The organism is Mesorhizobium sp. M1338 (genome assembly GCF_040318045.1).
Lineage (GTDB): Bacteria > Pseudomonadota > Alphaproteobacteria > Rhizobiales > Rhizobiaceae > Mesorhizobium.
Window position 1 is genome coordinate 31,522 of the sequence record NZ_JAMYLL010000011.1, and the last position, 24,352, is coordinate 55,873.

At 63.1% G+C, this 24,352-nt stretch carries 21 protein-coding genes and 2 tRNA genes; 15 read left to right on the plus strand and 8 right to left on the minus strand.

Annotated elements, in window-relative coordinates; genetic code table 11:
• The first annotated feature begins 2 nt into the window (after positions 1-2).
• The 3 genes from NKH19_RS13165 to hmuQ all read left to right on the plus strand — a co-directional run bounded on the left by NKH19_RS13165 (position 3) and on the right by hmuQ (position 1,929).
• Entirely contained in the window at positions 3-446 is a 444-nt protein-coding gene (locus tag NKH19_RS13165) for a hypothetical protein (RefSeq protein ID WP_352867598.1), read from the plus strand.
• Between the two features lie 106 nt (positions 447-552).
• Positions 553-1,560 (plus strand): energy transducer TonB family protein, encoded by a 1,008-nt coding sequence (locus NKH19_RS13170; protein ID WP_352867596.1) that lies wholly within the window; start codon positions 553-555, stop codon positions 1,558-1,560.
• A gap of 54 nt (positions 1,561-1,614) precedes the next feature.
• Entirely contained in the window at positions 1,615-1,929 is a 315-nt protein-coding gene (gene hmuQ, locus NKH19_RS13175; RefSeq protein ID WP_352867692.1) for a heme-degrading protein HmuQ, read from the plus strand.
• Positions 1,930-2,043: 114 nt separating this feature from the next.
• On the opposite strand, the gene putA is transcribed toward hmuQ, so the two are convergent.
• A complete protein-coding gene (putA, locus tag NKH19_RS13180) occupies positions 2,044-5,655 on the minus strand; it encodes a bifunctional proline dehydrogenase/L-glutamate gamma-semialdehyde dehydrogenase PutA (RefSeq protein WP_352867594.1) in 3,612 nt (1,203 codons plus the stop codon).
• A gap of 164 nt (positions 5,656-5,819) precedes the next feature.
• On the opposite strand from putA, the gene NKH19_RS13185 reads away from it, so the two are divergent.
• A complete protein-coding gene (locus NKH19_RS13185) occupies positions 5,820-6,272 on the plus strand; it encodes an Lrp/AsnC family transcriptional regulator (RefSeq protein WP_352867592.1) in 453 nt (150 codons plus the stop codon).
• A 3-nt stretch (positions 6,273-6,275) separates the two neighbouring features.
• On the opposite strand, the gene NKH19_RS13190 is transcribed toward NKH19_RS13185, so the two are convergent.
• From NKH19_RS13190 to NKH19_RS13205, 4 genes are read right to left on the minus strand one after another with little or no spacing between them, the layout of a single operon-like run.
• Positions 6,276-6,590 (minus strand): helix-turn-helix domain-containing protein, encoded by a 315-nt coding sequence (locus tag NKH19_RS13190; RefSeq protein ID WP_352867590.1) that lies wholly within the window; start codon positions 6,588-6,590, stop codon positions 6,276-6,278.
• Positions 6,587-6,910, minus strand: coding sequence for a type II toxin-antitoxin system RelE/ParE family toxin (locus NKH19_RS13195; protein WP_352867587.1), 324 nt, complete (start codon positions 6,908-6,910; stop codon positions 6,587-6,589). The genes NKH19_RS13190 and NKH19_RS13195 overlap by 4 nt, the downstream gene beginning before the upstream one ends.
• A 56-nt stretch (positions 6,911-6,966) precedes the next feature.
• A complete protein-coding gene (locus NKH19_RS13200) occupies positions 6,967-8,166 on the minus strand; it encodes a cytochrome-c peroxidase (RefSeq protein WP_352867584.1) in 1,200 nt (399 codons plus the stop codon).
• A 7-nt stretch (positions 8,167-8,173) separates the two neighbouring features.
• Positions 8,174-8,623 (minus strand): FixH family protein, encoded by a 450-nt coding sequence (locus NKH19_RS13205; protein WP_352867581.1) that lies wholly within the window; start codon positions 8,621-8,623, stop codon positions 8,174-8,176.
• A gap of 150 nt (positions 8,624-8,773) precedes the next feature.
• Between NKH19_RS13205 and NKH19_RS13210 the strand changes: the two genes are divergently transcribed.
• A complete protein-coding gene (locus NKH19_RS13210) occupies positions 8,774-9,694 on the plus strand; it encodes a sugar kinase (RefSeq protein WP_352867690.1) in 921 nt (306 codons plus the stop codon).
• 55 nt (positions 9,695-9,749) lie between these two features.
• Here the strand turns inward: NKH19_RS13210 and NKH19_RS13215 are convergent, their stop codons facing one another.
• The 3 genes from NKH19_RS13215 to NKH19_RS13225 form a co-directional block, all read right to left on the minus strand.
• On the minus strand, positions 9,750-10,772 hold the full coding sequence (locus NKH19_RS13215) for an aldose epimerase family protein (protein WP_352867578.1): 1,023 nt from the start codon (positions 10,770-10,772) through the stop codon (positions 9,750-9,752).
• A gap of 84 nt (positions 10,773-10,856) precedes the next feature.
• On the minus strand, positions 10,857-12,314 hold the full coding sequence (locus NKH19_RS13220; RefSeq protein ID WP_352867576.1) for an NAD-dependent succinate-semialdehyde dehydrogenase: 1,458 nt from the start codon (positions 12,312-12,314) through the stop codon (positions 10,857-10,859).
• Between the two features lie 189 nt (positions 12,315-12,503).
• Positions 12,504-13,451: an AEC family transporter gene (locus NKH19_RS13225; protein WP_352867574.1), complete on the minus strand. Its 948-nt coding sequence runs from the start codon at positions 13,449-13,451 to the stop codon at positions 12,504-12,506.
• Between the two features lie 145 nt (positions 13,452-13,596).
• Here NKH19_RS13225 and NKH19_RS13230 point away from each other — a divergent pair, with 145 nt between their 5' ends.
• The 10 genes from NKH19_RS13230 (at position 13,597) to NKH19_RS13275 (ending at position 24,299) form a co-directional block, all read left to right on the plus strand.
• The gene (locus NKH19_RS13230; RefSeq protein ID WP_352982250.1) at positions 13,597-16,617 is read left to right on the plus strand and encodes a caspase family protein; all 3,021 of its coding nucleotides are present in this window, start codon (positions 13,597-13,599) and stop codon (positions 16,615-16,617) included.
• A gap of 96 nt (positions 16,618-16,713) precedes the next feature.
• A complete protein-coding gene (locus NKH19_RS13235) occupies positions 16,714-17,262 on the plus strand; it encodes a histidine phosphatase family protein (protein WP_352867570.1) in 549 nt (182 codons plus the stop codon).
• Between the two features lie 227 nt (positions 17,263-17,489).
• Positions 17,490-17,563, plus strand: a tRNA-OTHER gene (locus NKH19_RS13240).
• A gap of 2 nt (positions 17,564-17,565) precedes the next feature.
• Positions 17,566-17,634: transfer RNA gene (locus tag NKH19_RS13245), tRNA-Leu, on the plus strand.
• A gap of 371 nt (positions 17,635-18,005) precedes the next feature.
• Positions 18,006-19,148 (plus strand): slipin family protein, encoded by a 1,143-nt coding sequence (locus NKH19_RS13250; RefSeq protein WP_352867568.1) that lies wholly within the window; start codon positions 18,006-18,008, stop codon positions 19,146-19,148.
• A 231-nt stretch (positions 19,149-19,379) separates the two neighbouring features.
• On the plus strand, positions 19,380-19,661 hold the full coding sequence (locus NKH19_RS13255) for an acyl carrier protein (RefSeq protein WP_006335407.1): 282 nt from the start codon (positions 19,380-19,382) through the stop codon (positions 19,659-19,661).
• Between the two features lie 56 nt (positions 19,662-19,717).
• On the plus strand, positions 19,718-20,908 hold the full coding sequence (locus NKH19_RS13260) for a beta-ketoacyl-ACP synthase (RefSeq protein WP_352867567.1): 1,191 nt from the start codon (positions 19,718-19,720) through the stop codon (positions 20,906-20,908).
• Between the two features lie 51 nt (positions 20,909-20,959).
• Positions 20,960-22,237: a beta-ketoacyl-ACP synthase gene (locus NKH19_RS13265; RefSeq protein WP_352867566.1), complete on the plus strand. Its 1,278-nt coding sequence runs from the start codon at positions 20,960-20,962 to the stop codon at positions 22,235-22,237.
• 36 nt (positions 22,238-22,273) lie between these two features.
• Positions 22,274-23,302 (plus strand): zinc-binding dehydrogenase, encoded by a 1,029-nt coding sequence (locus tag NKH19_RS13270; protein ID WP_352867564.1) that lies wholly within the window; start codon positions 22,274-22,276, stop codon positions 23,300-23,302.
• A gap of 13 nt (positions 23,303-23,315) precedes the next feature.
• Positions 23,316-24,299 (plus strand): lipid A biosynthesis lauroyl acyltransferase, encoded by a 984-nt coding sequence (locus NKH19_RS13275; protein ID WP_352867689.1) that lies wholly within the window; start codon positions 23,316-23,318, stop codon positions 24,297-24,299.
• The last annotated feature ends 53 nt before the right edge of the window (positions 24,300-24,352 follow it).

Consider the following 24,352-nt stretch of genomic DNA (forward strand, 5'->3'; position numbering starts at 1 on the left):
CAATGACAAGCTTGACGACATCCCTTCGTCTGCTGACCTCGACGCTGGCGATGTCGCTTGCGATGGTTCCGGCGTGGGCACAAGAGTCCGCGCCGGTCCCCGCGCTGACCCTCGAACTCAACGGTGCGCAACCTTCCGACAAGGGTTGCCGCCTGACTTTCGTGGTCAACAACAATCTCGGCGCCGACCTGTCCAAGGCGGCGTTCGAGATCGACTTGTTCAACGAGGCCGGCGTCGTCGACCGGCTGACCGTGCTCGATTTCAAGGAAGTGCCGGCGGGCAAGACCAAGGTGACGCGTTTCGATCTGGCCGGCACCGAGTGCTCGAAAGTCAGCCGCGTGCTGATCAACAGCGCGACCGAATGCACCGGTACCGGCGTCGAACCGAATGCCTGCATGCGCAAGCTGAAGACGGGCACCAAGACCGGTATCGCTTTCGGCGTGTGAGGTGGGACTGCATCCCCCATTCACGCGAAACACAGTGGCGTGGCCTCTGGCCGGCTTCCGTGCGCTGTCCTTTGGACCAAGCGATCTTGATTTGACAATTTCGCTCTTGTCGCTGCAGGTCTCGCGGCGAGACATGCAGGATATCAGTCCCCTCCCCGAAGCCAGCGCCGAGCTGGCGGTAACGCTAACCGAGCCGCTTGCGCCACCGCGCCTGTCGGTTTGGAACCGCAAATGGACGGCGGCGGTTGTCATCTCCTGCGCTCTCCACGCCGCGGTGGCAGCGGCTTTTCTGATCTCGCCCTCAGGGACATCCAGTTTCCAGGACGCAATGCATGCGGAAGGCAGCGATCAGTCCGGCACCAATGTGGTCGGCAGCGCGCTGGATAAGGACCCCTTGGCAATAAATGTCGCGCTGGTGCCGAACCCGCAACCGACCAAACCAGAGCCGGCAAAGCCGGCCAAGCCGGCGCCGCCAACAGAACCTGCGCAGCCCGCCCGGGAAGCGGCGAAGCCGCCGCTCAAGCCTTTGCCGGAACCTGTCAAACAGCAGACGATCACCCCGGACATATTGGTGGCCGGCGCCCCACGCCCCGATGACCAGAGCGTGGCTCCCAAGACCGAAACGCCGGCACAGCCGACCGTTCAGCCCGAGAGCACCGAGGCGCCTGTGGCCGTTCCGGAGCAGCCGCCGATCCCCGGCGCCAGAGCAGCTCGGGCAGCTGCCCCAGCAGCTGCAAGCGAACCATACGAGAAGCGCGGCACAGCGGACGGCCGCGAAATAGAAGCGGCAATTGCCAGCAAAGGCAGAAAACAAACCGATGCCGGCAACGCGGCAACGTCTCGCTATAGTGGCGAGGTGGCCAACAAATTGGCTCGCGCCAATCGCCGCGTTTCGAAAGCCGCGCAATCGACAGCCCGCAACAACGCTATGGTGGCATTTGTGGTGCTGGCCAATGGAAACATCAGCGACTTGCAACTTGCCAAAAGCTCAGGCTCTCCGGAACTCGATCAATTCGCGTTGGAGCTGGTGCGAAAGCAGGCACCCTTCCCTCCCATTCCGCCGGAGACCGGAATGTTAAGCTGGCGGTTCAAAGCACCAATCGGCCCATTCTGAGTCTCCGTCGACCGTTATGCCATCCATTGATCGTCAAGCATGAAAGGAATCACGATGTACATCGCCATGAATCGCTTCAAGGTGCAGGCCGGCTCGGAGAGCGATTTCGAGGCCGTGTGGAAGAACCGCGACTCCAGCCTCGCGGAGATGAAGGGGTTTAGGGAATTCCATCTGCTGCGTGGCCCGGTCAACGAGACCGAAGGTTACACGCTGTTTGCGTCGCACACGGTGTGGGCGAGCCATGATGATTTTATCGCCTGGACCAAATCGGAGAATTTTCGGGCCGCCCACCGAAATGTCGGCACGACAAAGGTCCATTATCTCGGCCACCCTCAGTTCGAGGGGTTTTCGGTCGTCGAAGGCGCGTAATGCATGTCGCCCAAAAGTGGTCCCGGTTTTGGGACAACGACATGCATAAAAACAAAAGAGTTAGAGCCATTCATCGTTTCCACGAAACGGTGAATGGCTCTAACTCTGGCCGGGTCAGGCTCCGGCCAGCAGGCTCGCATTGCCCCCGGCAGCCGTCGTATCGACGCAGACGGCCCGCTCATGCGCATAGGCCGCAGGGTTCAGCACCTCGCTGACCAGCGGTACGATCGGGCCGGAGCGATCGGCGATGACCTTGCGAACGGTGCGCGCGGCCTCGGGCGTGCCGGAAAAGGCGACAACATCGACGCGCAGCGAACGCGCTTCGACCGGATCAGGGCGGCCGTCGATAGCTGCCAACGGCAGGCCCTTGCCGGTCAGCGGGGAGAGCGCCGCCGGGGCGCCGGGCGCCACGGCCAGCACCGCATTGCCGGCGGCGAGTGCCTGGATCGTCTGCGCGAGCAGCGTATCGCCATCGGGACCAAGGCATAGCACTCGTCCGCGTGGCGACAGCGAGAGCGTGTTGGCTTCGCCGGTCGGTCCCGGCAGGTCGACCTGGCCGAAGTCGATCCCGGAGGCAGCGCCAATGGCCGCGGCACCCTTGCCGCGCAGATGCTTCCTCAGAATGGCGATCCGGTCTGAGCGCGTCGACCAGCCGCCAAGTGTGGGATCAGGCAGATTATCGGCAAGTTCGGTCGCCGTCACCTTATGGCCATCCTGCACACGGGTTCCGGCCTCCGGCCCCTTGCGGAAGCGCCTGAGATAGTGCGGACCGCCGGCCTTGGGTCCGGTGCCGGACAGCCCCTCGCCGCCAAACGGCTGCGAACCGACCACGGCGCCGATCTGGTTGCGGTTGACATAGATGTTGCCGGCGTGGATGCCGTCGACGAAATGCTGCACGCGGCCCTCGATGCGAGTGTGCAGGCCGAAGGTCAGGCCATAGCCCTTGCGGTTGATGGCAGCGATGACCGCATCTATCTCGTCGGCGTCGAACGTGGCGACATGCAGTACCGGCCCGAACACCTCGCGCTCCATGTCCTCGATGCCCTTGACCCGGAAGACATGCGGCGCGACGAAGCGGCCGTCCTTGGGCGCTTCAAGCTTGGCGATCAGCCGGCCCTGCAGGCCCATCTTCGTGCAGTACTCGCGAATCGAGCTTTGCGCCTCGTCGTCGATGACAGGCCCGACATCGGTCGAAATCCGCCAGGGATCGCCGATATTGAGCGCTTCCATGGCGCCCTTCAGCATCTCCAGCATCTTCTTTTCGACGTCCTTCTGCACGTAGAGCACGCGCAGCGCCGAGCAGCGCTGGCCGGCACTCTGGAAGGCCGAGGCCAGGATGTCGCGCACCGCCTGTTCGGGCAGCGCGGTGGAATCGACGATCATGGCGTTGAGACCGCCGGTCTCGGCGATCAGCATGGCGTCGGGCGCGGCGGTCTCGGCCAGTTGTTTCTCGATCAGCTTCGCGACCTCGGTCGAGCCGGTGAAGCAGACGCCGGCAATGCGCGGATCGGCGGTGAGTGGCCCGCCGACCGACGGGCCGTCGCCGGGCAGAAGCTGAATGACGTCTTGCGGCACGCCGGCCTCGCGCAGCAGCTCGACGGCGCGGAAGGCGATCAGCGGCGTCTGCTCGGCCGGCTTGGCGATCACCGAATTGCCGGTGACAAGTGCTGCGGCGATCTGGCCGGTGAAGATGGCGAGCGGGAAGTTCCACGGTGAAATGCAGACTATGGCGCCCCGCGCTTGCGTGCCCGCCTCCGCATTGGCCGCCTCAGTGGCGTAGTAGCGCAGGAAGTCGACGGCCTCGCGCACCTCGGCGACGCCGTCGGCCAGCGATTTGCCGGCCTCGCGGGTGGCGAGTGCAAAGAACTCGACGGCATTCGTCTCGTAGAGATCGGCGGCGCGGTTGAGGATCGCGGCGCGCTCGGTCACGGGACGTTTCGCCCAGGCCGGCTGCGCTTCCACCGCAAAGCGTACGGCGGTCGCCACCTGCTTGGCGGCGGCTTCGCTGACGGTGCCGACCACTTCGGAAGGCTTTGCCGGGTTGACGATCGGGCGCTGCTTGCCATAGCCGGCAGCCCGCGTGATCGGCTTGGCATGCCAGCGGTCGGGACCAGCGAATGCAGCCCTGGCCTTGTCGATCGCCGCCAGCGTCACCGTGTCGGTGATGTCAAAGCCCTTCGAGTTGCGGCGGCCGGCGCCAAAAATCTGGGACGGCCGGGGAATCGCGGGGTTGGCGGCGGGGCCTTGGCTTTCGACGGTTTCGAGCGGATCGCGGGCAATGTCCTCCGGCTCGACGTCCTCGTCGGTGAGTTGGTGCACGAAGGAGGAGTTGGCACCGTTCTCCAGCAGTCGGCGGACCAGGTAGGCGAGCAGATCGGAATGCGCACCGACCGGTGCATAGATGCGGCAGCGCGTGCCTTCGGCCCGGCGCACCGTCTCGTGCAGAGCCTCGCCCATGCCGTGCAGGCGCTGGAACTCGAAGGTATCGCGATTGTCCGCCATCGACAGAATGGCGGCGACGGTGTGGGCATTATGGGTGGCGAATTGCGGATAGATGCGGTCGGTCATGCCAAGCAGTTTTTTCGCGCAAGCGATATAGGAGACATCGGTGTTGGCCTTGCGCGTGAAAACGGGGTAGCCGGTCAGCCCCAGCGCTTGTGCCCGCTTGATCTCGGTGTCCCAATAGGCGCCCTTGACCAGCCGCACCATGATGTTGCGGTCGTATTTCCTGGCCAATGCGTAGAGCCAGTCGATGGCGTAGGCCGCGCGTGGCCCATACGCTTGCACCACCACACCAAAACCGTTCCAGCCGGCGAGTTCCGGCTCGGCCAGCACCCGCTCGATGACGTCGAGCGACAGATCGAGGCGATCCGCCTCCTCGGCATCGATGTTGAGACCCATGCGCGAATGCCGCGCGGCAAGCGCCAGCGACAGCAGACGCTCGGCCATCACAGGCAGCATCTCGTCCTTCTGCGCCACCTCATAGCGCGGATGCAGCGCCGACAGCTTGACTGAGATGCCGTGGTTCTGGCGGATATCAGGGCCATTGGAACCGGCGTCGAGCGAGGAAATCGCGTCGGCATAGGCCTTGTGATAACGCAAGGCGTCGGCCTCGGTGCGAGCCGCCTCGCCCAGCATGTCGAAGGAATAGAGATAGCCCTTCTGCGTCATCGGCCGGCCGCGCTTGACGGCTTCAGCGATGGTGCGGCCGAGCACGAACTGCTCGCCCATCTCGCGCATGGCGGCGGCCACCGCCTTGCGGATGACCGGCTCGCCCAACCGCCGCACCATGGAGCGCAGCGTGCCTTCGATGCCGCCCTCGCCTTCGTCAAGCACACGGCCGGTCAGCATCAGCGCCCAGGTCGAGGCGTTGACGAAAATGGAGCTCGAGCCGCCCGAATGCGCCGACCAGTCGTGCGGCGCTATCTTGTCGGCGATGAGGTCGTCCATCGTCTCGGTGTCGGGCACGCGCAACAACGCCTCGGCCAGGCACATCAGCGCCACGCCTTCCTTGGTGGAAAGTCCATAGGCAGAGAGGAAGACTTCCATCAGCCTTGGATCCGACGATCCGCGCACCGCCCGCACCAGATCGGCGGCGCGGGCCGAGATCGCCTTGCGGTCTTTCGCGGAAAGCCCTGTCGCTTCGGCCAGCCGCTTCACGGCCTCGTCTTCGTCGGGCAGGTAGTTGGCGCGGATCTGCTGGCGGATGGCATCGAGCGATGGCATGGCGGTTCCGTGGATCGAACAAAGGGGATCGGGCCGGCGGTCACCGGACCGAATGGCGCAAGCTAGCACAAGTTCGAAATTTCAGCCGGTCCAAAGAAATCGACACTGCAGCTCATTTGCCCTATCTTGAGCGCCTGGAAATTGACATATGGACTGCATCCTCGGTGACAGAAGACCAATTGGACCGCATCGACAGGAATATCCTGGCGGCGCTGGCAAGCGATGGCCGGCTTTCCATGTCAGAACTGGCCGCAAAGGTCGGCCTGTCGAAGACGCCCGTCCAGGCACGGGTGAAGCGGCTGGAAAAGGAAGGCTACATCAGGGGCTACCAGGCGATCATCGACCGCGAGCGTATGGGCGAAGGCCATGTCGCCTTCGTCCAGGTGAAATTGTCCGACACCCGATCCGCCGCGCTCGACGCCTTCAACCGATCCGTGCAGGCCGTGCCGGAGATCGAACAATGCCACATGATGGCGTCGAGCTTCGATTATCTGCTGAAAGTCCGCACCCGGGATATCGCCGCCTACCGCCGCGTCTTGGGCGAGCGCATTTCTGCCCTGCCCCACGTCGCCCAGACCTCGACCTTCGTGGCAATGGAGACGGTCAAGGATCGGTAGAGTTCAATGACCGGTGCGCGACTTCGGCTTCCCAGGTTCGAAGCTGATGCGGAGTTTCGAGCCGGTCGCCTTGGCGAAACGTTGCAACGTTCGGGTCGAAGGCATGTTTCGACCACTCTCCAAACGAGCGATTACGGCCTGTGTCGTCCCCATCGCGGCGGCGACCTCTTCCTGCGTCATGTCAGCTTCACCCCGGGCCTTAATCAAAGCTGCGGCGATTGCGAACTCCTCCTCCAAGGCTTCGTATTCGGCAACGAATTCCGGGTCCTTGAACCATTCCTTGGCAACGTCCTCAACGGAGATTGTTTTCCGGCTCATAGAACCTCCTTCGCTCGCTTAAGAGCCAACTCGATCTCGTTTCGTGGAGTCTTCTGCGTCTTCTTGGCGAACACTCGCACCACCACCACACGGCGTTCTGCCGCGGTCACATAGACTGCACGAGCAATGCCATCCCGGCCCTTCATGCGCATTTCCCAAAGCCTGCCTTCCAAATGCTTGACATATGGCTCGTGGACTTTCTGCAACCCGTGCGCCTCGATTAAACGCGATATCCGCAGAAAGCTGGCCAAGATATCTTTCGGTTGAGCCTCAAGCTCCCGTCTTACCTCGGTATTGAGAAATACGACCGACCAGCTCATTGATCGAAATATATCTTTTTTGCAATATCTTTCAATTGCCGATATCGTTGGCAGCTTTAATCCGAAAGCGTCTTCAAAAACGCCACTAGCGCCGCGCGTTCGCGGTCCGACAGCTCCAGCGGATGAACTTCGGACGTTCCCTCCACGCTAGGGGCTGCCTTGGCGTAGTGCGCCACCACTTCATCGAGCGACGAAAACTGCCCGGCATGCATATAGGGCGGCCGCGTTGCTGCTCCGCGCAGCGACGGCGTCTTGTAGGCGCGGATGAGTTGCGGCGCATCCTTGACCATGAAGCGCAACTCACCGCAGGCGCCGGCGTCGCCATCGCGATAGGCGCCGAAGCAGTTGAACGGGTCGGCTTCGACTTGGCGCACGGCATCGATGCGGCCGCGGTCCGGCGGCAGGCCCGCAACGGGCGGCACGCCGGTGTTGTGAAAACTGTTGTCGGTGAAGCGCGGGCCGTTGTGGCAGGTCACGCAGTTGGCCTTGCCGATGAACAGTTTCAGCCCAAGGATTTCCTCCTTCGAGAAGACGGCATCGCCCTTCGGCCCGGCGCCGGTGACGAGGTCCAGCGCAAACCGATCGAAGCGCATCGGCGCCGGCTCGATCGACCGTTCGAAAGCGGCGATCGCCTTGCCGATATTGGCAAAGACGCCGTTGATGGCGTCACGCTGCGCACCGCTCATCGCGTCCCAGGCAGCCTTCTCAGCATCGTTTCCAAGCGGGCTGGCATTCGCCGGCATGCCGGAAAAATCGGGGAGCGGCCCGAAGATGCGCTCATAGCGTTCGCCGAAGCGCGCCTTGATGTAATGGGCGTAGGCGGTGCGGTTTCCTGCCTGCTCCAGCGGGTTTTCGAGCGGCGTCAACGCTTGCGCCCACAGGCTGTCGCGGCGGCCATCCCAGAAGAACCAGGGATCGCGCGCCACTCCGGCCAGCGGCATGGTGCGCCGGTTGGTGTGGCCGACGCCGACGGCTTGTGGCAGGTCGTCCTGGAATTGCCGGTCGATCTTGTGGCAGGTCGAACAGGATACCGTGCCGTCACGGCTCATGCCCTGATCGAAGAACAGCGTCGAACCGAGTGCTGCGGCGGCCGGCACGTCGGCAAAGCGATTGGTGGTGTCGGGTTTCAGCGGCGGCAGTGCCGACAGTGCCAGCGAGACGATGGTCTTCTTCTCGGCGTCGGAAAAGTCAGGCTTGCCGCAACCGGCAAGGATAACGGCAACCATCAGCGCCAGAAAACGTGAAAGCCGCCTCATTTCTTGCTCACAGCACCACGTTGAAGAGCACGGTGTCGGAACCGGCGGTGGCCGAAATGGCGAAATGCAGCTGCCACCAGCCGCTCATGGTGAATTTTATCCCTTCGATCCGATAACGGCCGTCGCCGAGATAGTCGGTCGCCTGCGGGCTGGTCGGCAGGCCGTGACTGTGCAGCGGCATGCCGCCGGAGATCGTGATAGCGGCCCCCTCGACCGGAGCTCCAGCCTTTGTCTTCAGCGTTAGTAGCCAGGATTGCAGTTGGCCTTGCCGCACAACGCCCCGCTCCGGCAAAAAACTCGCCACGAACAGACCGTTGTCGGTGTTCTTCGTCCGCGAAATATCGGGGCCGGCAGAATGCGACGACCGCGGCGCCGTCAGATAGACGACCGCGAGAATGCCGACCAGCAAGGCAGCCAGACCAAGACCTGCCAAGAGATAGCGCCATATCGATGCCAAACCGTTTCCTCTTCTGCGGACAACGCTCTGTCGGACGGATCGCATCCCGCCAGCTGTGGGAAAACGCCATGGCGGAAAAAACCCTGCTTGCCAAGCATGGCGCTGCCGATGGCAAAAAGCTACAGCACCGAGATCACTGGAGGATTGCAGATGGCGGGAAACGGCGTCGCCTCGATCGGCGAATGCATGCTCGAATTGTCGGGCCAGACGGGACCGAACTGGCGCATGGGCTTTGCCGGCGACACGTTCAACACGCTGTGGGCGCTGCACGCGTTGAGCACTGAGCGGCCGGCAACCTATGTCTCGGCCTTCGGCGACGATCCGTTCTCGCAAGGCCAGATCGTTTTCTTCGCCGAAAACGGCATCGGCATCGGTTCTAGCCCGGTCATAGCGGGCGCGCGGCCTGGCCTCTATGCCATCACGCTCACCGGGGCCGAGCGTTCCTTCACTTATTGGCGTGGCGATGCCGCCGCGCGGCAGCTCGCCTCGGACCCGGTTGCACTGTCGAAAAACCTGGAAAATCAGGCGCTTGTCTATTTCAGCGGAATCACTTTGGCAATTCTGGACGATACCGCCCGCGCCACGTTGCTGGCGGCCGTCGCCAAGGCGCGCTCAGCCGGCTCGACAATCGCCTTCGACCCCAACTATCGGCCGCGGCTCTGGCGCAATCGCGAGGAGGCGCAGGCAGCGATCCTCGAAGCTCTTGCCGTCACCGACATTGCACTGCCGACCTTCCCCGACGAGCAGATGCTGTTCGGCGATGCAACACCGCAAGCGACCGCGGGGCGGCTCGGGCAACTGGTCGGCGAGGTCGTCGTCAAGAATGGCGAAGCGCCGGCTCTGATTGCTCAGGGAGAAACGCTGCGCGAGGTCCCGGCGATCCATGTCGCCGACCCCGTCGATACGACCGGCGCCGGTGATTCTTTCAACGGCGGCTACCTTGCGGCTCGACTTGCCGGCCACGACCCGCTGGAAGCCGCGCGCCGTGCCCATCGCGTCGCCGCCGCCGTGGTGCAGGTGCGCGGCGCGCTAGCGCCGTTCGACATGCTGCGAGCGGCTTTCGAAGGCTAAGCTAAGGTCTGTCGCGATTCAGGTCAGGCCGGCCTCACCTGAATATCGGCGGACCTTAAGGCAGCCGGAAACGATATTCAGTCACATGATGGTAGATCGCGCCCGGCCACAGCGTTGCCTGCGGGAAATAGGGCCGGTTCGGCGCATCCGGCCATATCTGCGGCTCCAGGCAGAAACCGCAAAAGGCCTTGTAGCTGCGCCCTTCCAGTCCGGTGCGCGGCGTCACATACTGACCCGTATAAAGCTGAACGCCGGGCTCGGTGGTCCAGACCTCCATCTCGACACCGGAACTGGCGCCTTGAACCCATGCCGCCTGCTTGAGGGGTCCACGTGACGAGGCGAGGCAAAAATTCTGGTCATAGGGCAGTTGCTCGCCCTCGGTCTCCATGCGTAGCAGCCGCGCCTGGCGGAAATCGAACGGCGTGCCGTCAACCGGCTTGACTACCCCTGTCGGGATCATGTCGCCATCGACCGGCAGATAGGCACCGGCATTCAGCATCATCCTGTGGTCGAGAATGTCGGAAGCGCCACCATCATCCAGGTTGAAATAGGAATGCTGGGTGAGGTTGCACAGCGTCGGCTCCTCGCAGGTGGCGGTCAGCTCGACGCTGAGCGTGCCCGGAATCTTCAGCCGATAGGTGCAGGTGACGTCGAGCGCGCCGGGAAAGCCCATCGTGCCATCGGGGTCATGCAGCGTCAGCGTGACGAAATCCCTGCCATGCAGCGAAACCGCCCACGGCCTGTGAGAATAGCCCTGCGAGCCACCATGCAACGTATGCTTACCGAGGAAATTTTGCTCGGTCTGATAGCGACTGCCGGCGATGGTGAAACGGCCGTCGCGGATGCGGTTGGCATAGCGGCCGACGACCGCGCCGAAGAAGGCCGTATCGGTCTCATAGTATCCCAGATTGTCATAGCCGAGCACCAGCGGCGCATCGTGCCCAGTCAGGCGCAGATCCTGGATGATCGCCCCCAGGCCGATGATGTTGGCGGTGATACCGCCGCCCCTGATCGTGAAGCGACGCACCGCCTCGCCTGCCTGCGTCGTACCGAAAACCTCGCCGTCCTTCATCGCCATGCCCGCAAATGCCAGTTGATCCAGTCGGCTGGTTTTTCCACGCAAGATGGGCAGGCCATTGGCCTCCCCATCTCAGGTAGCTAATCAGAGGCCGAGGCCGCCGATGCAGACATATTTGGTGTCGAGGTAATCCTCGATGCCCTGATGCCCGCCTTCCTTGCCGAGACCCGATTCCTTGACGCCGCCGAACGGTGCCTCCGGCGTGGTGATAAGGCCTTCATTGACACCGACCATGCCGTATCTGAGCCCTTCCATGACGCGGAAGGCGCGGCCGAGATCGCCGGTGTAAAAATAGCAGGCGAGGCCGAATTCGGTGTCGTTGGCGAGCGAGATGGCTTCCTCTTCGGTCTCGAACTTGAACACCGGTGCTACGGGGCCAAAGATCTCTTCCTTCATGAAGCGCATCTTGGGTGTCGCGTTGGCGATGACCGTCGGCTGGAAGAACGAACCGCCAAGCGCATGGCGCTTGCCACCGGCGACGACCTTGCCGCCCTTGGAAGTCGCGTCGGCGATCAGTTCCTCGACCTTCTCGACCGCCTTCTCGTCGATCAGCGGTCCCTGCTGCACGCCGTCCTCGAGCCCGGAACCGACCTTAAGCCCGTCGCTGGCGGCGGCGAGCTTCTCGACGAACTTGTCATAGACACCAGCCTGGACCAGGAAGCGGTTGGTGCAAACGCAGGTCTGGCCGGAATTGCGATACTTGGCGGTGATCGCACCGGCGACCGCACGCTCGAGGTCGGCGTCGTCGAAGACGATGAACGGCGCGTTGCCGCCGAGCTCCATCGACACCTTCTTGACGGTGACGGACGACTTCTGAATGAGCAGCTTGCCGACCTCGGTCGAGCCGGTGAAGGTGATCTTCGACACCAGCGGATTTGCGCAGATCTCGTCGCCGATCTCGCTGGCCGAGCCGGTCAGGATGTTGATGACACCCTTGGGGAAGCCGACTTCCTCGGCGAGCGCGCCCCAGGCAAGGCCCGAGTAAGGCGTCTGCGAGGCGGGCTTTACGACTGCGGTGCAGCCGGCGGCGAGCGCCGGGCCGAGCTTGCGGGCCAGCATCGAGGACGGGAAATTCCACGGGGTGATGGCGGCGATGACGCCGACCGGTTCCTTGGTGACGAGGATGCGGCGATCCGCCCATGGCGACGGTACGACGTCGCCATAGGTGCGGCGGCCTTCCTCGGCGAACCAAAGGATGTAGGACGCGGCCGAGCCGATCTCGCCCTTCGATTCGAACAGCGACTTACCCTGCTCGATGGTCAGCAACTCGGCCAGCACATGCTGATTGTCCATCATCGCGTCGTGCAGCTTGCGCAGCAGCTTCGAGCGCTCGAGCGCGGTCGTCTTGCGCCACGACTTGAAGGCGGCATCGGCGGCTTCGATGGCGCGGCGGGTCTCGGCCTTACCCGACTTCGGTACGGTACCGATCTTGAGGCCGGTGGCCGGATTGTTGACGTCGACCGTCTGGCCACTGTCGGCCTGCACCCATTCGCCATTGATGAGATTGGCCTGCCGCATGAAATGGCTGGTTTTCTGAAGCATGGTCTATCCTCCGTTCGGCGCGCTGACGGCCGGTCTGTGAAGTCCTCGGTGAGCGTGCGCCATGGACTGGGGCCGGCACGCCGGAGCCACTGCTCTTTACCTAGGGCAAGGCCCGCAAGCAATCGCTACATGGCATATAGGGGTTGGACCAGCCCGAGGCGAGAGCAGGCCGGTGTGCATCCTGACCTATCAGAAAACGTGGAGCACCACCGTCAGCCAAAAAGCGGTGGTGACGGCGGCGCAGGCGGTGGCGATGGTCATCTGGTTCGACGCCAGCGCCTGGCCGGTGTTGAACTGCACCGCGATCAGATAGGAATTGACGCCGGATGGCATCGCGGCCACCATCACCGCCACCTTGGCGGTCAAGGGCGGCAGGCCGAGCAACCAGACGAAGGCGAGGACCAGCGCCGGCATCAGGAACAGCTTCAGCGCCGAAAGCACCAGCGCCGGCCTGACATTGCCCGAAATGCCGAAGCGGCGCAGGCTGAGCCCCATGGCGAACAACGCCACCGGCCCCGCCGTACCGGCCAGCGCATCGACCAGGCGCATGGCGACATCAGGCAGCGGGGCACCGGTGATGCGCCATGCAAGCCCTGCCAGAATGCCAATGATCAACGGATTCATGAAAAGCCGCTTGAGGAAGCTATGGATAACGCGCAAGGGATGCACCGGATCGCCGCTGGCGCGGCCGAAGGCTTCGAACAACACGATCGAGGCCATCAGCATGATCGGCAGATGCACCGAAACCAGCAAGGACAGCACTTCAAAACCATCCGCTCCGAATATGCCGAGGATAAAGGGAGCGCCGAGCAGCACGATATTGGAAAAGGCCGATGAAACTCCGCCGACGACGCCGGCGCGTGCATCTCGCCCAAATATCCGCGTGGTGACGAGATGGCCGGCGGCCCAGGTGATTGCCACGGCCGCGAAATAGGCGCCCCACAGCGACCAAGGTGCCACTCCGTGGAAATCCGCGTTCACCATGGTCTGGAACAACAGCAGCGGCATCGCTACGCTTACCGCGAAATCGGCTATGCCCTCGCCGCTCGCCGGCTTCAGATAGCCGGTGAACCCGGCGAGGTAGCCGAGCGCGACAAGGCTGAAGACGAAAAGGACGGTTTCGGTGAGCGGAGACATTTTTCCCGTGATAGGCGAGCCACGCTCGCGGCGCAATCGCGCCCGAATTTGATCATGCCCGAATTTGATCATGCCCGAATTTGATCATGGTAGACTGGCAGCATTGTAGAGGGTTTGGATCATCAGGGCGGACACCTAACGACAAATGGCCTTTGTCGAAACCTTGAAGCGCAATCTTTTGCGGCAGGCGTGGCTGACGGCTTTCGTCGCCGCACTGATTTGCCTTGCCGTGACGGCGCTTGCTATAGCCGAAACCAAAAGCCTCAAGGGCGTGGCGCTGATCATCGGCCAGTCGAAATACGAGCACATAGCCGCGCTGCCCAACCCGGCCAATGACGCCCGCGACATGGCCAAGATGCTGACCGATCTCGGCTTCGATGCCCGCAGCGTCACCGATCGCGACGCCGCGAAGCTGAAGCGCGACCTGGAGCGCTTCTCGGAAGATGCCGAAGGCGCCAATGTCGCCTTCATCTATTATTCCGGCCACGGCATCGAGGCCGGCGGCGAGAACTATCTGGTTCCAGTCGATGCCGACGTATCGTCCCTCGGAGATGCCAACCAGGCGCTTGTGCCGATTTCCGCCGTCATGGACGCGCTGAAAGCGACCGTGCCTGTGACGATCGTGCTGCTCGATGCCTGCCGCACCAATCCGTTCCCCGCGGATGCCGTGGTGCGGCGCGCGCCGACCGCCTCCGCCTCGCCGATTGGTGCCGGCGGTCTGGAGCCGGTACGCGGCGCCAAGGCGCTCGGCAATACGCCGGCGGCCGATGCGAGCCTGGGCACCGTGGTCGGCTTCGCCGCCGAGCCGGGCCGTCCAGCGCTCGATGGCACCGCCGGCGAAAACAGCCCTTACGCGTCCGCCCTGCTGCGCCACCTCGCGGCGATGAAGGGCACCGAGTTCGGCTCGGTCATGCGCATGGTGACCGAGGAGGTCTATCTCGACACCAAGGCAAAGCAGCGCCCCTGGGTCAATGAAAGCCTGCGCCGACTGCTCTATTTCGGCGTCGCGCCAGCGGAGCCGACCGGCGACGACGGGCTGATCACGGGCGAGCGCCGCCAGCTGCTCTTGACCATTTCCGAGCTGCCCGACCCGAAACGGGCGCAAGTGGAACTGGCCTCGCTGCAGGAAGGCGTGTCGCTCGATGCACTCTATGGCGTGCTGAAGGCGCTCGGCACGGAAAAGATCCCCGAAGATCCAACTGATCTGCAAAAGGTGCTTGACACCCAGGCCGAGCGCCTGAAGAAGATGATGTCCGAGCGCGCCGCGCTGCGCACCGACGATCCGGAGATCAAGCGCCTGGTCGCCTCCGCCGACAAAGCGATCGGCCAGGGCGCCATCGTGACGGCACGCACATTCCTCGACGACGCGGTCGGCCGGGTCGAGCAGACGATCGATGCGGTCGATGAAGCCGAGGATCTCGTCAAGCAGAAGCGTCTTGCCGATGCCGCGATCTACGCCAGACGCGCCGATGCCTCGGGGCTGGTCTTCGACTACAGATCCGCCGCCGCCGATTATGCCAAGGCTTTCTCGCTGGCCGAAAAATGGGACGACAAACTGCGCTGGAACTACAAAAACCAGGAGGCCGAGGCGCTGAACGCTTACGGCTACGCCACCGGTGACCTGGATGCGCTGCAAAATTCCATCGAGGCCTATCGCACCATCCTGAACTTCATCCCCAATGGCGAACAGAATCGCGACTGGGCGATCACCCGCAACAACATGGCGGTTGTGCTGCAGACCATCGGCGAGCGCGAGACGGAGACCGCGCGCCTTGAAGAGGCAGCGCGGATCTTTCGCGATTCCCTTGTCGTGTTCGAGCGTGAGAAGGACGATCTCAACTGGGCCGCCGCGCAGAACAACCTGGCCAATGTGCTGTTGAAAATCGGCGAACGCGAGAGCGATCCTAAGCGCCTGAATGAAGCAGTGGTGGCGATGCGAGCCACCCTTGAGAAGCGCCCGCGCGACAAGGTGCCGCTCGACTGGGCGGCTTCGCAAAACAACCTCGGCCTGGCGCTCTATGCACTGTCCGAGCGTGAGGCCGCCGGCGAGCATCTGACGCAAGCCGAAGCCGCCTACCGGCTGGCGCTTGAGGAATACACGCGCGAAAAAGCACCGGTGGAATGGGCGATGGTCGAGAACAATCTCGGCAACACGCTTGTGTCGCTTGGCATCCAGCTCAACGACAACGCAACCATCAACGAGGCGGCCGACGCCTTCCGGGCCGCGCTAGAGGTGCGAACCCGTGAAACCTTCCCGGTCTCGTGGGCAACCAGCCGGCTCAACCTCGGCAACGCGCTAAGCGGTGTCGCCCGCTTCGATATGGGAACCGGCGCGCTCGAAGAGGCGGCGGCGGCCTACGACGATGCACTGACGGTGTTTACCCGGCAGCGTTTCCCGATGGACTGGGCGTCGGCGCAGAACAATCTCGGTTCGATCTACCAGACGCTTGGCCAGCGCACCCAAGACACGGCCAGGCTCGAGCAATCGGTGAGCGCCTTCCAGGCCGCGCGGCGGGTCTATGTCAGGCGAAAATTCCCGCTCGACTGGGCAATGAGCCACTACAATCTGGGCAACACGCTGCAGCTTCTCGGCGGTGTGACCGACAAGCCGGAACATTACGGCGAGGCCATCGCCGCCTACCGCGATGCGTTGCGCGAGTACAAGCGCGAGACGAACCCGCGGCAATGGGCGCTGAGTGAGGCCGGTCTCGGTTCGGCGCTGCACTGGCTGAGCATGAGCGATGCCAATCCCAAAACCCTGCAGGATTCAATCGCGGCCCGGCGGGCAGCGCTTGAGGTGCTGACTATCGAAGCAGCCCCCATAGATTGGGCCAACGCTCAGAACGGCATAGGCATGAGTCTTCTCAACCTCGGCAATCTCGAACGCACCGATAAATACCTCAATGACGCAGAGGCAGCCTTCACGGCGACGCTGAAGGTATTCACCCGCGAGAGTCAGCCCTTGCAGTGGGCCTTCGAACAGAACAACCTCGGCGACGTCCATTGGAACCACGCCAGTTACGGCGCGGGTAAGCCGGAATATCTGAAAGCCATCGAATTCTTCGAGAACGCCAAGCGGGGGTTTACCGAAGCCGGCTACACGATGCCCATTCCGTTGACCGACCAGAAAATCGATCTGGCGAAGAAGCAGATGGCCAAGAAGTAGGGCTCCGCCCGACCGCGCCTTGTCTTTCGGATGGCTTTACGTCCCTATATGTCCGGTCACCGGAACCCATTGCCGGGAACCGGAGAAGGATAGCCTATGATTCGATTTGTGCTGGCTTTGCTTCTGCTGGCCATCCCGGCCGCAGCCCACGCCACCGACGCCGGCTGGGCGCTATTACGCGACGGCGGCCACGTCGTGCTGCTGCGTCATGCCATGGTCACCGGCACCACCGATCCGGTCAATTTCGACATCGACAGCTGTACCACCCAGGTCAACCTGTCGGCGCGCGGCAAGCAGCAGGCGAGCAAGATTGGCGCCTTGTTCGCTGCTCGTGCGGCACCCATCGAGCGCGTGCTGTCCAGCCGCTACTGCCGCTGCCTCGACACTGCCCGCATCGCTTTCGAGGCCGAACCGAAGCTGTTTGCGCCGCTTGACCTCCTGAAGGGCGACGAGACGCAAAAAGCCGCTCAGATCGCAGCGATCCTGAAGGAGATCCGCGACTATTCCGGCTCCGACAATCTGGTCATGGTCACCCATCTGGAAAATATCCAGGCCCTGACCGGCGTTTCGCCCCGCGAAGGCGAGGCCGTGGTCGTAGAGCCGCAGGGCGACGGCCTGCGCGTACTCGGCCGCGTCACCTTCTGAAGTTTCGACGATCCCTTCAGCATTGGATCGGTGTTGCCGAAATGCCACCATTGAAAAAAGCCGCAAATCCGCCGCGACAATGCCGCTTGCGACAACCCGTCGCAGGGGCTATAGGCGCGCTCCCGGTCACGAGAACCGAAGCGAGCACAACGGTTGGGAGCTTTCGTCTCCGCCCGTGCAGGCGGCTTTGCCGCGCTGTATACGGCGCCGCTTTGGGGATTGGGATCGCGGATGTAGCTCAGCGGGAGAGCGCCGGATTTGGGTCCGGAGGTCGGGGGTTCAATTCCCTTCATCTGCACCACGGATAGCTCAGTTGGGTAGAGCATCAGATCGAGAATCTGACTGTCGAAGGTTCGATCCCTTCTCCATTGGCCTGATAAGCCAGCACCTTGCCAGGTGTTATCTGAAAAACGGTCCGGGGGCTGGAATGCGAAAGACTGGACGGATGGCCCAAGCCCTCGGGCACGGATCATCCCGAAAGTCTGACGCCATCGGCTCGCGGCCAGGCCCGCGGTGACGATCAAGGCGCAGTTTAGCCGGCAAAGGAAGCTTCGGCTTCCGGCGCCCGCCTCGCTGCCCCGCGATCCACTCCCGAAGGTCCGCCACGGATTGATGCCACCCAGTCCCCGGATCATTCGTGCCCGGACGATGAGGCAAGACGACGATGTGAAACGAGAAACGAAGGGAAGATCGACGCATGACTTGACGCCTCGCATGGGGCCATGCCCGACCGGAGTAAGACAATGACTGTTCTCGACAAGGTTCTTGGACGCGAGCGCGTCCTCGTAAGGGAAAACGAACGTGCCCTCACCCTCCACAAGGGTGAGATCAAGGCTGTCCTGATACCCGGCGAACATTGGCTCGCCAACCGGCGCGGCAGCCTTGAAGTGTCCCGGCACGATCTGAAGAACCCGGAATTCGTTTCGGCATACGAGAAGGCGTTGTTCGAGAAGCTCCCGGATGTGGCCGCGCGTCATTTCACCGTGGTTCGCACCGGGCGAACGGACGTTGCGGTCATCGAGCGTGACGGCAATTTGCACGCCGTTCTGGCGCCGGATCGCAAGCTCGTGCTGTGGACGGATGCCGGCCCGTGGAAGGTGACGCTGATCGACACATCGGTCGATCTCGCGATCGACGCGGCGGTCATGCGCCGGCTCGGCCAGGCGCGGAAAGCGGAATTGATGTCCGTCCATCCGGTCGTCGACGGTCAGGCCGGACTGCTCTTCATCGATGGTGTCCTGGTCAGGACGCTGACGGCGGGCGTGCATGGCTTCTGGAACGTCGGACGCATGGTGCAGATCAAGGTCGTCGACCTCAAGCGCCAGTCGCTCGACGTTGCCGGGCAGGAAGTGCTGACCAAGGATCGCGTCACGATCCGCGTCAACATCGCCGCCGAATACCGGGTCGTCGACCCGGTCAAGGCGGTGAGCATGGTGAAGGACTTCTCCGAAGCCCTCTACCGCGCCCTGCAGTATGCCTTCCGCAAGACGCTTGGCGCGCTGACGCTCGACCAGATCCTTGAAAGGAAGGTGACGATCGACGAGGAGGCGGCGGCCAAGGTTCGCGCCGATATGGCCGAGATCGGAGTGGAAGTCAGCGATATCGCCCTCAAGGATGTCATCCTGCCGGGCGAGATGCGCGAGATCCTCAACCAGGTGGTGTCGGCCGAAAAGCAGGCCGAGGCCAACATCATCCGTCGCCGCGAGGAGACGAACGCCACGCGTTCGCTGCTCAACACGGCCAGGGTGATGGCGGAAAACCCGGTGATGCTGCGGCTGAAGGAGCTCGAGGCTCTGGAAACCATCGCCGGAAAGGTCGAGCGGCTGACCGTCCACAACGGAACGGGCGGGCTGCTCAACGATCTGGTCAAGCTCCGCGACAGCTGATGCATGTCGCCCAGAGTGGTTCCGGCTTGGGAAAACGACATGCATCGAAACAAAGGATGACGTTACGTCAAGGGAAGGGCCACCGTATCAACCGGTGGCCCTTCTTGCCTTTGCAGAGCAGGGTTCCCATCTGCACCCGGCGTATGAGGCCTTTTCCTGCCGGAAAAAACCGATTAGACAGCGCCCAAACAAGATGCGGACAGATTCCGCCCGCAACCGAAGGAAAAGCCCTTGTCCACCACGTTCGACAAAGTCGCCAAGATCATTGCCGACACCAGCGAAATCGATATCGACACCATCACCCCCGAGAGCCACACGATCGACGATCTCGGCATAGATAGCCTCGATTTCCTCGACATCGTCTTCGCCATCGACAAGGAATTCGGCATCAAGGTGCCGCTGGAAAAGTGGACCCAGGAGGTCAATGACGGCAAGGCTTCGACCGACGATTACTTCGTCATGAAGAACCTGTGCGCCAAGATCGACGCGCTGGTCGCAGCCAAGAACGCCTGACGTCAGTTGAGCGCGCGATCTTGACGCGCTCTGCCGCCTGACCCACAAAGCCGCACATGAGCAACCCCCGCGACGTCGTCATCACCGGTATCGGCCTTGTCTCCTCGCTGGGGGAAGGTCCGGACGCCCATTGGCAGAAGCTCGCGCAGCCGGGTCTCGAACCGGTGCTCGAGGCGGCACGCTTCGCGCCTTATACCGTCCATCCATTGCCTGAGATCGACTGGAACCTGCAGATCGCCAAACGCGGCGATCAGCGTCAGATGGAAACCTGGCAGAGGCTCGGCACCTACGCCGCCGGGCTTGCACTGGACGACGCCGGCATCAAGGGCAATGACGAACTCTGCACGACCATGGACATGGTCGTGGCCGCCGGCGGTGGCGAGCGCGACGAGGCGGTCGATGCCGCCATTCTCGCCGCTTCGGAAAGCCGCAACGATCGCGATGTGCTGCTCAACGAGAAATTGACCACCGAATTGCGGCCGACCTTGTTCCTGGCCCAGCTTTCCAACCTGCTCGCCGGCAACATCTCCATCGTCCACAAGGTGACGGGATCGTCCAGAACTTTCATGGGTGAGGAAGGTGCCGGCGTCGCCGCCGTCGAGACGGCCGCCGCGCGCATCCGTTCGGGCCAGTCGACGCATATCCTGGTCGGCGGCGCCTTCCAGACCGAACATTCCGACATGCTGCTCGGCTATGAGCTTGCCGGCTATTTGCATCGCGGCCCGTGGAAGCCGGTCTGGCAACGGCAAGGCGCTGAGGGCGGCGGCGTTGTGACCGGCTCCGGCGGCGCCTTCCTGGTGCTGGAGCAACGCGAACACGCGACAAGCCGGGGCCGGAAAATCTATGCCGAGCTTGGGCCGATCGTCTCGGGCCGCGCCAGGCGGCCACGGGGAGAACTCGATGCCGAGATCGCCGCGCTGCTCAAGCAGGCTGCATTGCCGAACCGCAAATTGCTGGCCCTGTCGGGCGCATCGGGCGCCCATGCGGCGACCACCGCGGAAAAAGCGGCGCTCGACGCCAATCCGGCGATCGCCGCGCGCGGTTTCTCGACACTGACCGGGCACATGAAGGAAGCACAGTTTCCCTTCGCCGTCGCGCTGGCGGCCCTCGCTGTCGACCGCAAGGCCGCCTACCCTGTTTTTGATGCCGCAACCGAGACGCCGTTCGAAGGCGTTCCCGCAACCGTCCTTGCAACGGCGATCGGCTACCACCAATTCGAGGGCATGGCGCTGGTCAATGCCGCCTGAGGCGGCGCTCCGAGATCCATGCTGTAACGATAAAAGGTCGAGGGCTCCCGGATGGCCAATCTGAACGATCATATGGGCAGGCCGATTGTCGCCGTCACCGGCATCGGCGTGGTGACCTCGCTTGGCGTCGGCAAGACGGACAATTGGGCGGCGTTGACCTCGGGAAGATCAGGCATCCACCCGATCACCCGCTTTCCCATCGATCAACTGAACACCCGCATTTCCGGCATGGTCGATTTCCTGCCGTCGAGTTCGAAAGGCTCCAGCCCCCTCACCTACGAGTTGGCCGAGCTCGCGGGCCTTGAAGCGGTGGCCGAAGCCGGTCTTGATTCCAGCGATTTCGGCGGACCGCTCTTCCTCGCATCACCGCCGGTCGAACTCGACTGGGCCGAGCGCTTCTCGCTCTACAATTCCGGCAAGGACAAGGATGACACCGCCGCCGAAAGTCTGCTTCGGGTCGCGCGTAGCTTGAAAGAGCTGGATATTTTCGAGACCACCCAGTTCGGTTCGATCGCCGGCCGCCTTGCCGACCGCCTTGGCACACGTGGTCTGCCGATCACGCTGTCGACGGCTTGCGCTTCAGGTGCCACCGCGATCCAGCTCGGTGTCGAGGCGATCCGACGCAGCGAATGCGACCGTGCGCTATCGATCGGCGCGGACGGTTCCGCGACCGCCGAGGCATTGATCCGTTTCTCATTGCTTTCGGCGCTCTCCACGCACAACGACATTCCCGAAAAGGCGTCGAAGCCCTTCTCCAGGGACCGCGACGGCTTCGTGCTGGCCGAGGGATCCGGGGCGCTGGTGTTGGAATCGCTTGAGACGGCATTGGCTCGCGGCGCCACTATCCTCGGCATCCTGGGCGGTTGCGGCGAGAAGGCCGATGATTTCCACCGCACCCGTTCGAAACCGGACGCTTCGCCCGCCATCGCCGCGGTTCGCGCTGCCCTCGCCGATGCCGGCCTGAGTGAAGACGAGATCGACTATGTCAACGCCCATGGCACGTCGACTCCGGAGAACGACAAGATGGAACATCTGGCGCTGTCGACGGTATTCGGCGAGCGGATCGGCTCGATGCCGGTCTCGTCGAACAAGTCGATGATCGGCCACACGCTGTCGGCGGCCGGCGCCGTCGAGGCGGCGTTCTCACTGATGACGATGCGCGAGAGCGTCATTCCGCCGACCATCAACTATGACAATCCCGACCCAGCGATCGTGCTCGACGTGGTGCCGAACAAGAAGCGCAACGCCGAGGTTCGCACCGTTCTGTCGAACTCCTTCGGCTTCGGCGGCCAGAATACTTGCCTTGTCATGGCGCGGGAACCGGTCTAAGCGACCTTTTTCAGCCAGACTGAACCGACAGGCCCCATGCGCGCATTGCAACTTATCGAGGACCGCCGTCTTGAAACGGTGGACCTGCCGCCTCCCCCACCGCCGCCACTCGGCGAAGTCACGCTACGCATCAAGGCGGTGGCGCTGAACCATATCGACGTCTGGGGCTGGCGCGGCATGGCCTTCGCCAAGCGCAAGCTGCCGCTGGTCGTCGGCGCGGAAGCCTCGGGCGAGGTCGAAGCGGTCGGCCCCGGTGTTTCCAGCCTGCTGCCCGGACAATTGGTGTCGATCTATGGCGCCCGCACCTGCGGACTTTGCCGAGCCTGCCGCGAAGGCCGAGACAATCTCTGCGAGCATGTTTCGGGCGTTCACGGCTTCCATCTCGACGGCTTCGCGCAGGAAAAGATCAACCTGCCGGCTCGCCTGCTGGTTCCTGCCCCGCCCGGCGTGACCGACATCGGTGCAGCGGTGGCGCCCGTCACCTTCGGCACTGTCGAGCATATGCTGTTCGACAATGCCAGGCTGCAGCCCGGCGAGACCATTCTCATCCATGCCGGCGGATCCGGCATCGGCTCGGCGGCCATCCAGCTGGCAAAGCGGATGGGCTGCACGATCATCACCACGGTCGGCTCCAACGATAAGATCGACAAGGCCAAGGCGCTCGGCGCCGACCATGTCATCAACTACCGTGACGACCGTTTCGAGGGCGTCGTGCGCAAGTTGACCAAGAAAAAGGGCGTCGATGTCGTGTTCGAACATGTCGGCGCCGACACTTTTGCCGCTTCCATGCTGTGCCTGAAGCGTGGCGGCCGCCTGGTGACCTGCGGTTCGACCTCGGGCGTGTCGACGCAGATCAACCTCATGCAGCTGTTCCAGCAGCAATTGAAACTGCTCGGTTCCTTCGGCTGCCGCATGGAGAACATGGCCAACGCCATGCAGAAGATGGCGGCGGGACAAGTCGCACCGGTCATCGATACCGAAGTCGACTTCGACGGTATCGATGCCGCGCTGAAGCGCATGGAAGGCCGCGACGTGTTCGGTAAGATCATTCTGCGCGTCGGCTAGAGCCTTGACCTCTGTGTTCAAGAAGTTTCGCCGGGATCTCAAATTTCGCTACGGCAGGCAGCTGCGCCAGCTCAACTACTGGCTGGTTGCGCGCGCGGCGATGTTGATCATCTCGATCCTGCGTCTGCTGCCGGCCGACAGCGCGCTGAATTTCGCCGACCGCGTCGCACGCCGCGTCGGCCCCTGGGTGGGACGCCATCAGGTCGCCGTCGACAATCTGCGCAAGGCCTATCCGGAAAAGGGCGAAGCCGAAATCCAGGCGATCGCCTCCGACATGTGGGGCAACATGGCTCGCCTTGCCGCCGAATACATCTTCCTCGACGCCCTGTTCGACTACGATCCCGCGGCCAGCAAGCCCGGCCGCGTCGAGGTCAAGGGAACAGAGCATTTCGTCGAAATCGCGGGCGAACAGAAGCCGCATATCGTCTTCACCGGCCATCTCGGCAATTTCGAGTTGCTGCCGGTGGCGGCGGCGACCTTCGGCATGAACATCACGGCGCTGTTTCGCCCGCCCAACAATCCCTATCTCGCCGACTACATCCTCTCGACGCGCCGCTCGACCATGGGCTCTTTGCTGCCATCGATGGCCGGCGCCTCATTCGCGCTGGCGGGGGTCCTGGAGAATGGCGGCAACATCGGCATCCTTGTCGACCAGAAATTCTCCAACGGCCTGGATACGACCTTCTTCGGCCGTCCCTGCCAGAGCAACCGGGTGCTGGCCACCCTTGCCCGTCACTACGACTGCGACGTCTATCCGGCGCGCTGCATCAGGCTGCCAGGCAATCGCTTCCGGCTCGAGATCGAGGACAAGCTGACGTTGCCGCGCACCGCTGACGGCAGTGTCGATGTCCACGCCACCACCCAGCGTCTCAACGACGTGGTCGAACGCTGGGTACGCGAAGATCCCGGCCAGTGGATGTGGTTCCACAAAAGGTGGGAGATCGGCGGCGGGCGACCAAAGCGCCGGCCGAAGCCCGCTCCGGCCGCAAACGCTTAGCCTCGCCGCTGGCGGGGAGATTGGTCCTACCCCAGCCGATGATGCCGACTTCA

Bases quoted from the DNA above. Each gene is read 5' to 3' on its own strand.
- NKH19_RS13220 (WP_352867576.1), bottom strand. From the start codon at position 12,314: ATGCTTCAGAAAACCAGCCATTTCATGCGGCAGGCCAATCTCATCAAT.
- NKH19_RS13235 (WP_352867570.1), top strand. From the start codon at position 16,714: ATGATTCGATTTGTGCTGGCTTTGCTTCTGCTGGCCATCCCGGCCGCA.
- putA (WP_352867594.1), bottom strand. From the start codon at position 5,655: ATGCCATCGCTCGATGCCATCCGCCAGCAGATCCGCGCCAACTACCTG.
- NKH19_RS13210 (WP_352867690.1), top strand. From the start codon at position 8,774: ATGGCGGGAAACGGCGTCGCCTCGATCGGCGAATGCATGCTCGAATTG.
- NKH19_RS13230 (WP_352982250.1), top strand. From the start codon at position 13,597: ATGGCCTTTGTCGAAACCTTGAAGCGCAATCTTTTGCGGCAGGCGTGG.
- NKH19_RS13265 (WP_352867566.1), top strand. From the start codon at position 20,960: ATGGCCAATCTGAACGATCATATGGGCAGGCCGATTGTCGCCGTCACC.
- NKH19_RS13195 (WP_352867587.1), bottom strand. From the start codon at position 6,910: ATGAGCTGGTCGGTCGTATTTCTCAATACCGAGGTAAGACGGGAGCTT.
- hmuQ (WP_352867692.1), top strand. From the start codon at position 1,615: ATGTACATCGCCATGAATCGCTTCAAGGTGCAGGCCGGCTCGGAGAGC.
- NKH19_RS13270 (WP_352867564.1), top strand. From the start codon at position 22,274: ATGCGCGCATTGCAACTTATCGAGGACCGCCGTCTTGAAACGGTGGAC.
- NKH19_RS13260 (WP_352867567.1), top strand. From the start codon at position 19,718: ATGAGCAACCCCCGCGACGTCGTCATCACCGGTATCGGCCTTGTCTCC.
- NKH19_RS13225 (WP_352867574.1), bottom strand. From the start codon at position 13,451: ATGTCTCCGCTCACCGAAACCGTCCTTTTCGTCTTCAGCCTTGTCGCG.
- NKH19_RS13215 (WP_352867578.1), bottom strand. From the start codon at position 10,772: ATGGCGATGAAGGACGGCGAGGTTTTCGGTACGACGCAGGCAGGCGAG.
- NKH19_RS13200 (WP_352867584.1), bottom strand. From the start codon at position 8,166: ATGAGGCGGCTTTCACGTTTTCTGGCGCTGATGGTTGCCGTTATCCTT.
- NKH19_RS13190 (WP_352867590.1), bottom strand. From the start codon at position 6,590: ATGAGCCGGAAAACAATCTCCGTTGAGGACGTTGCCAAGGAATGGTTC.
- NKH19_RS13250 (WP_352867568.1), top strand. From the start codon at position 18,006: ATGACTGTTCTCGACAAGGTTCTTGGACGCGAGCGCGTCCTCGTAAGG.
- NKH19_RS13165 (WP_352867598.1), top strand. From the start codon at position 3: ATGACAAGCTTGACGACATCCCTTCGTCTGCTGACCTCGACGCTGGCG.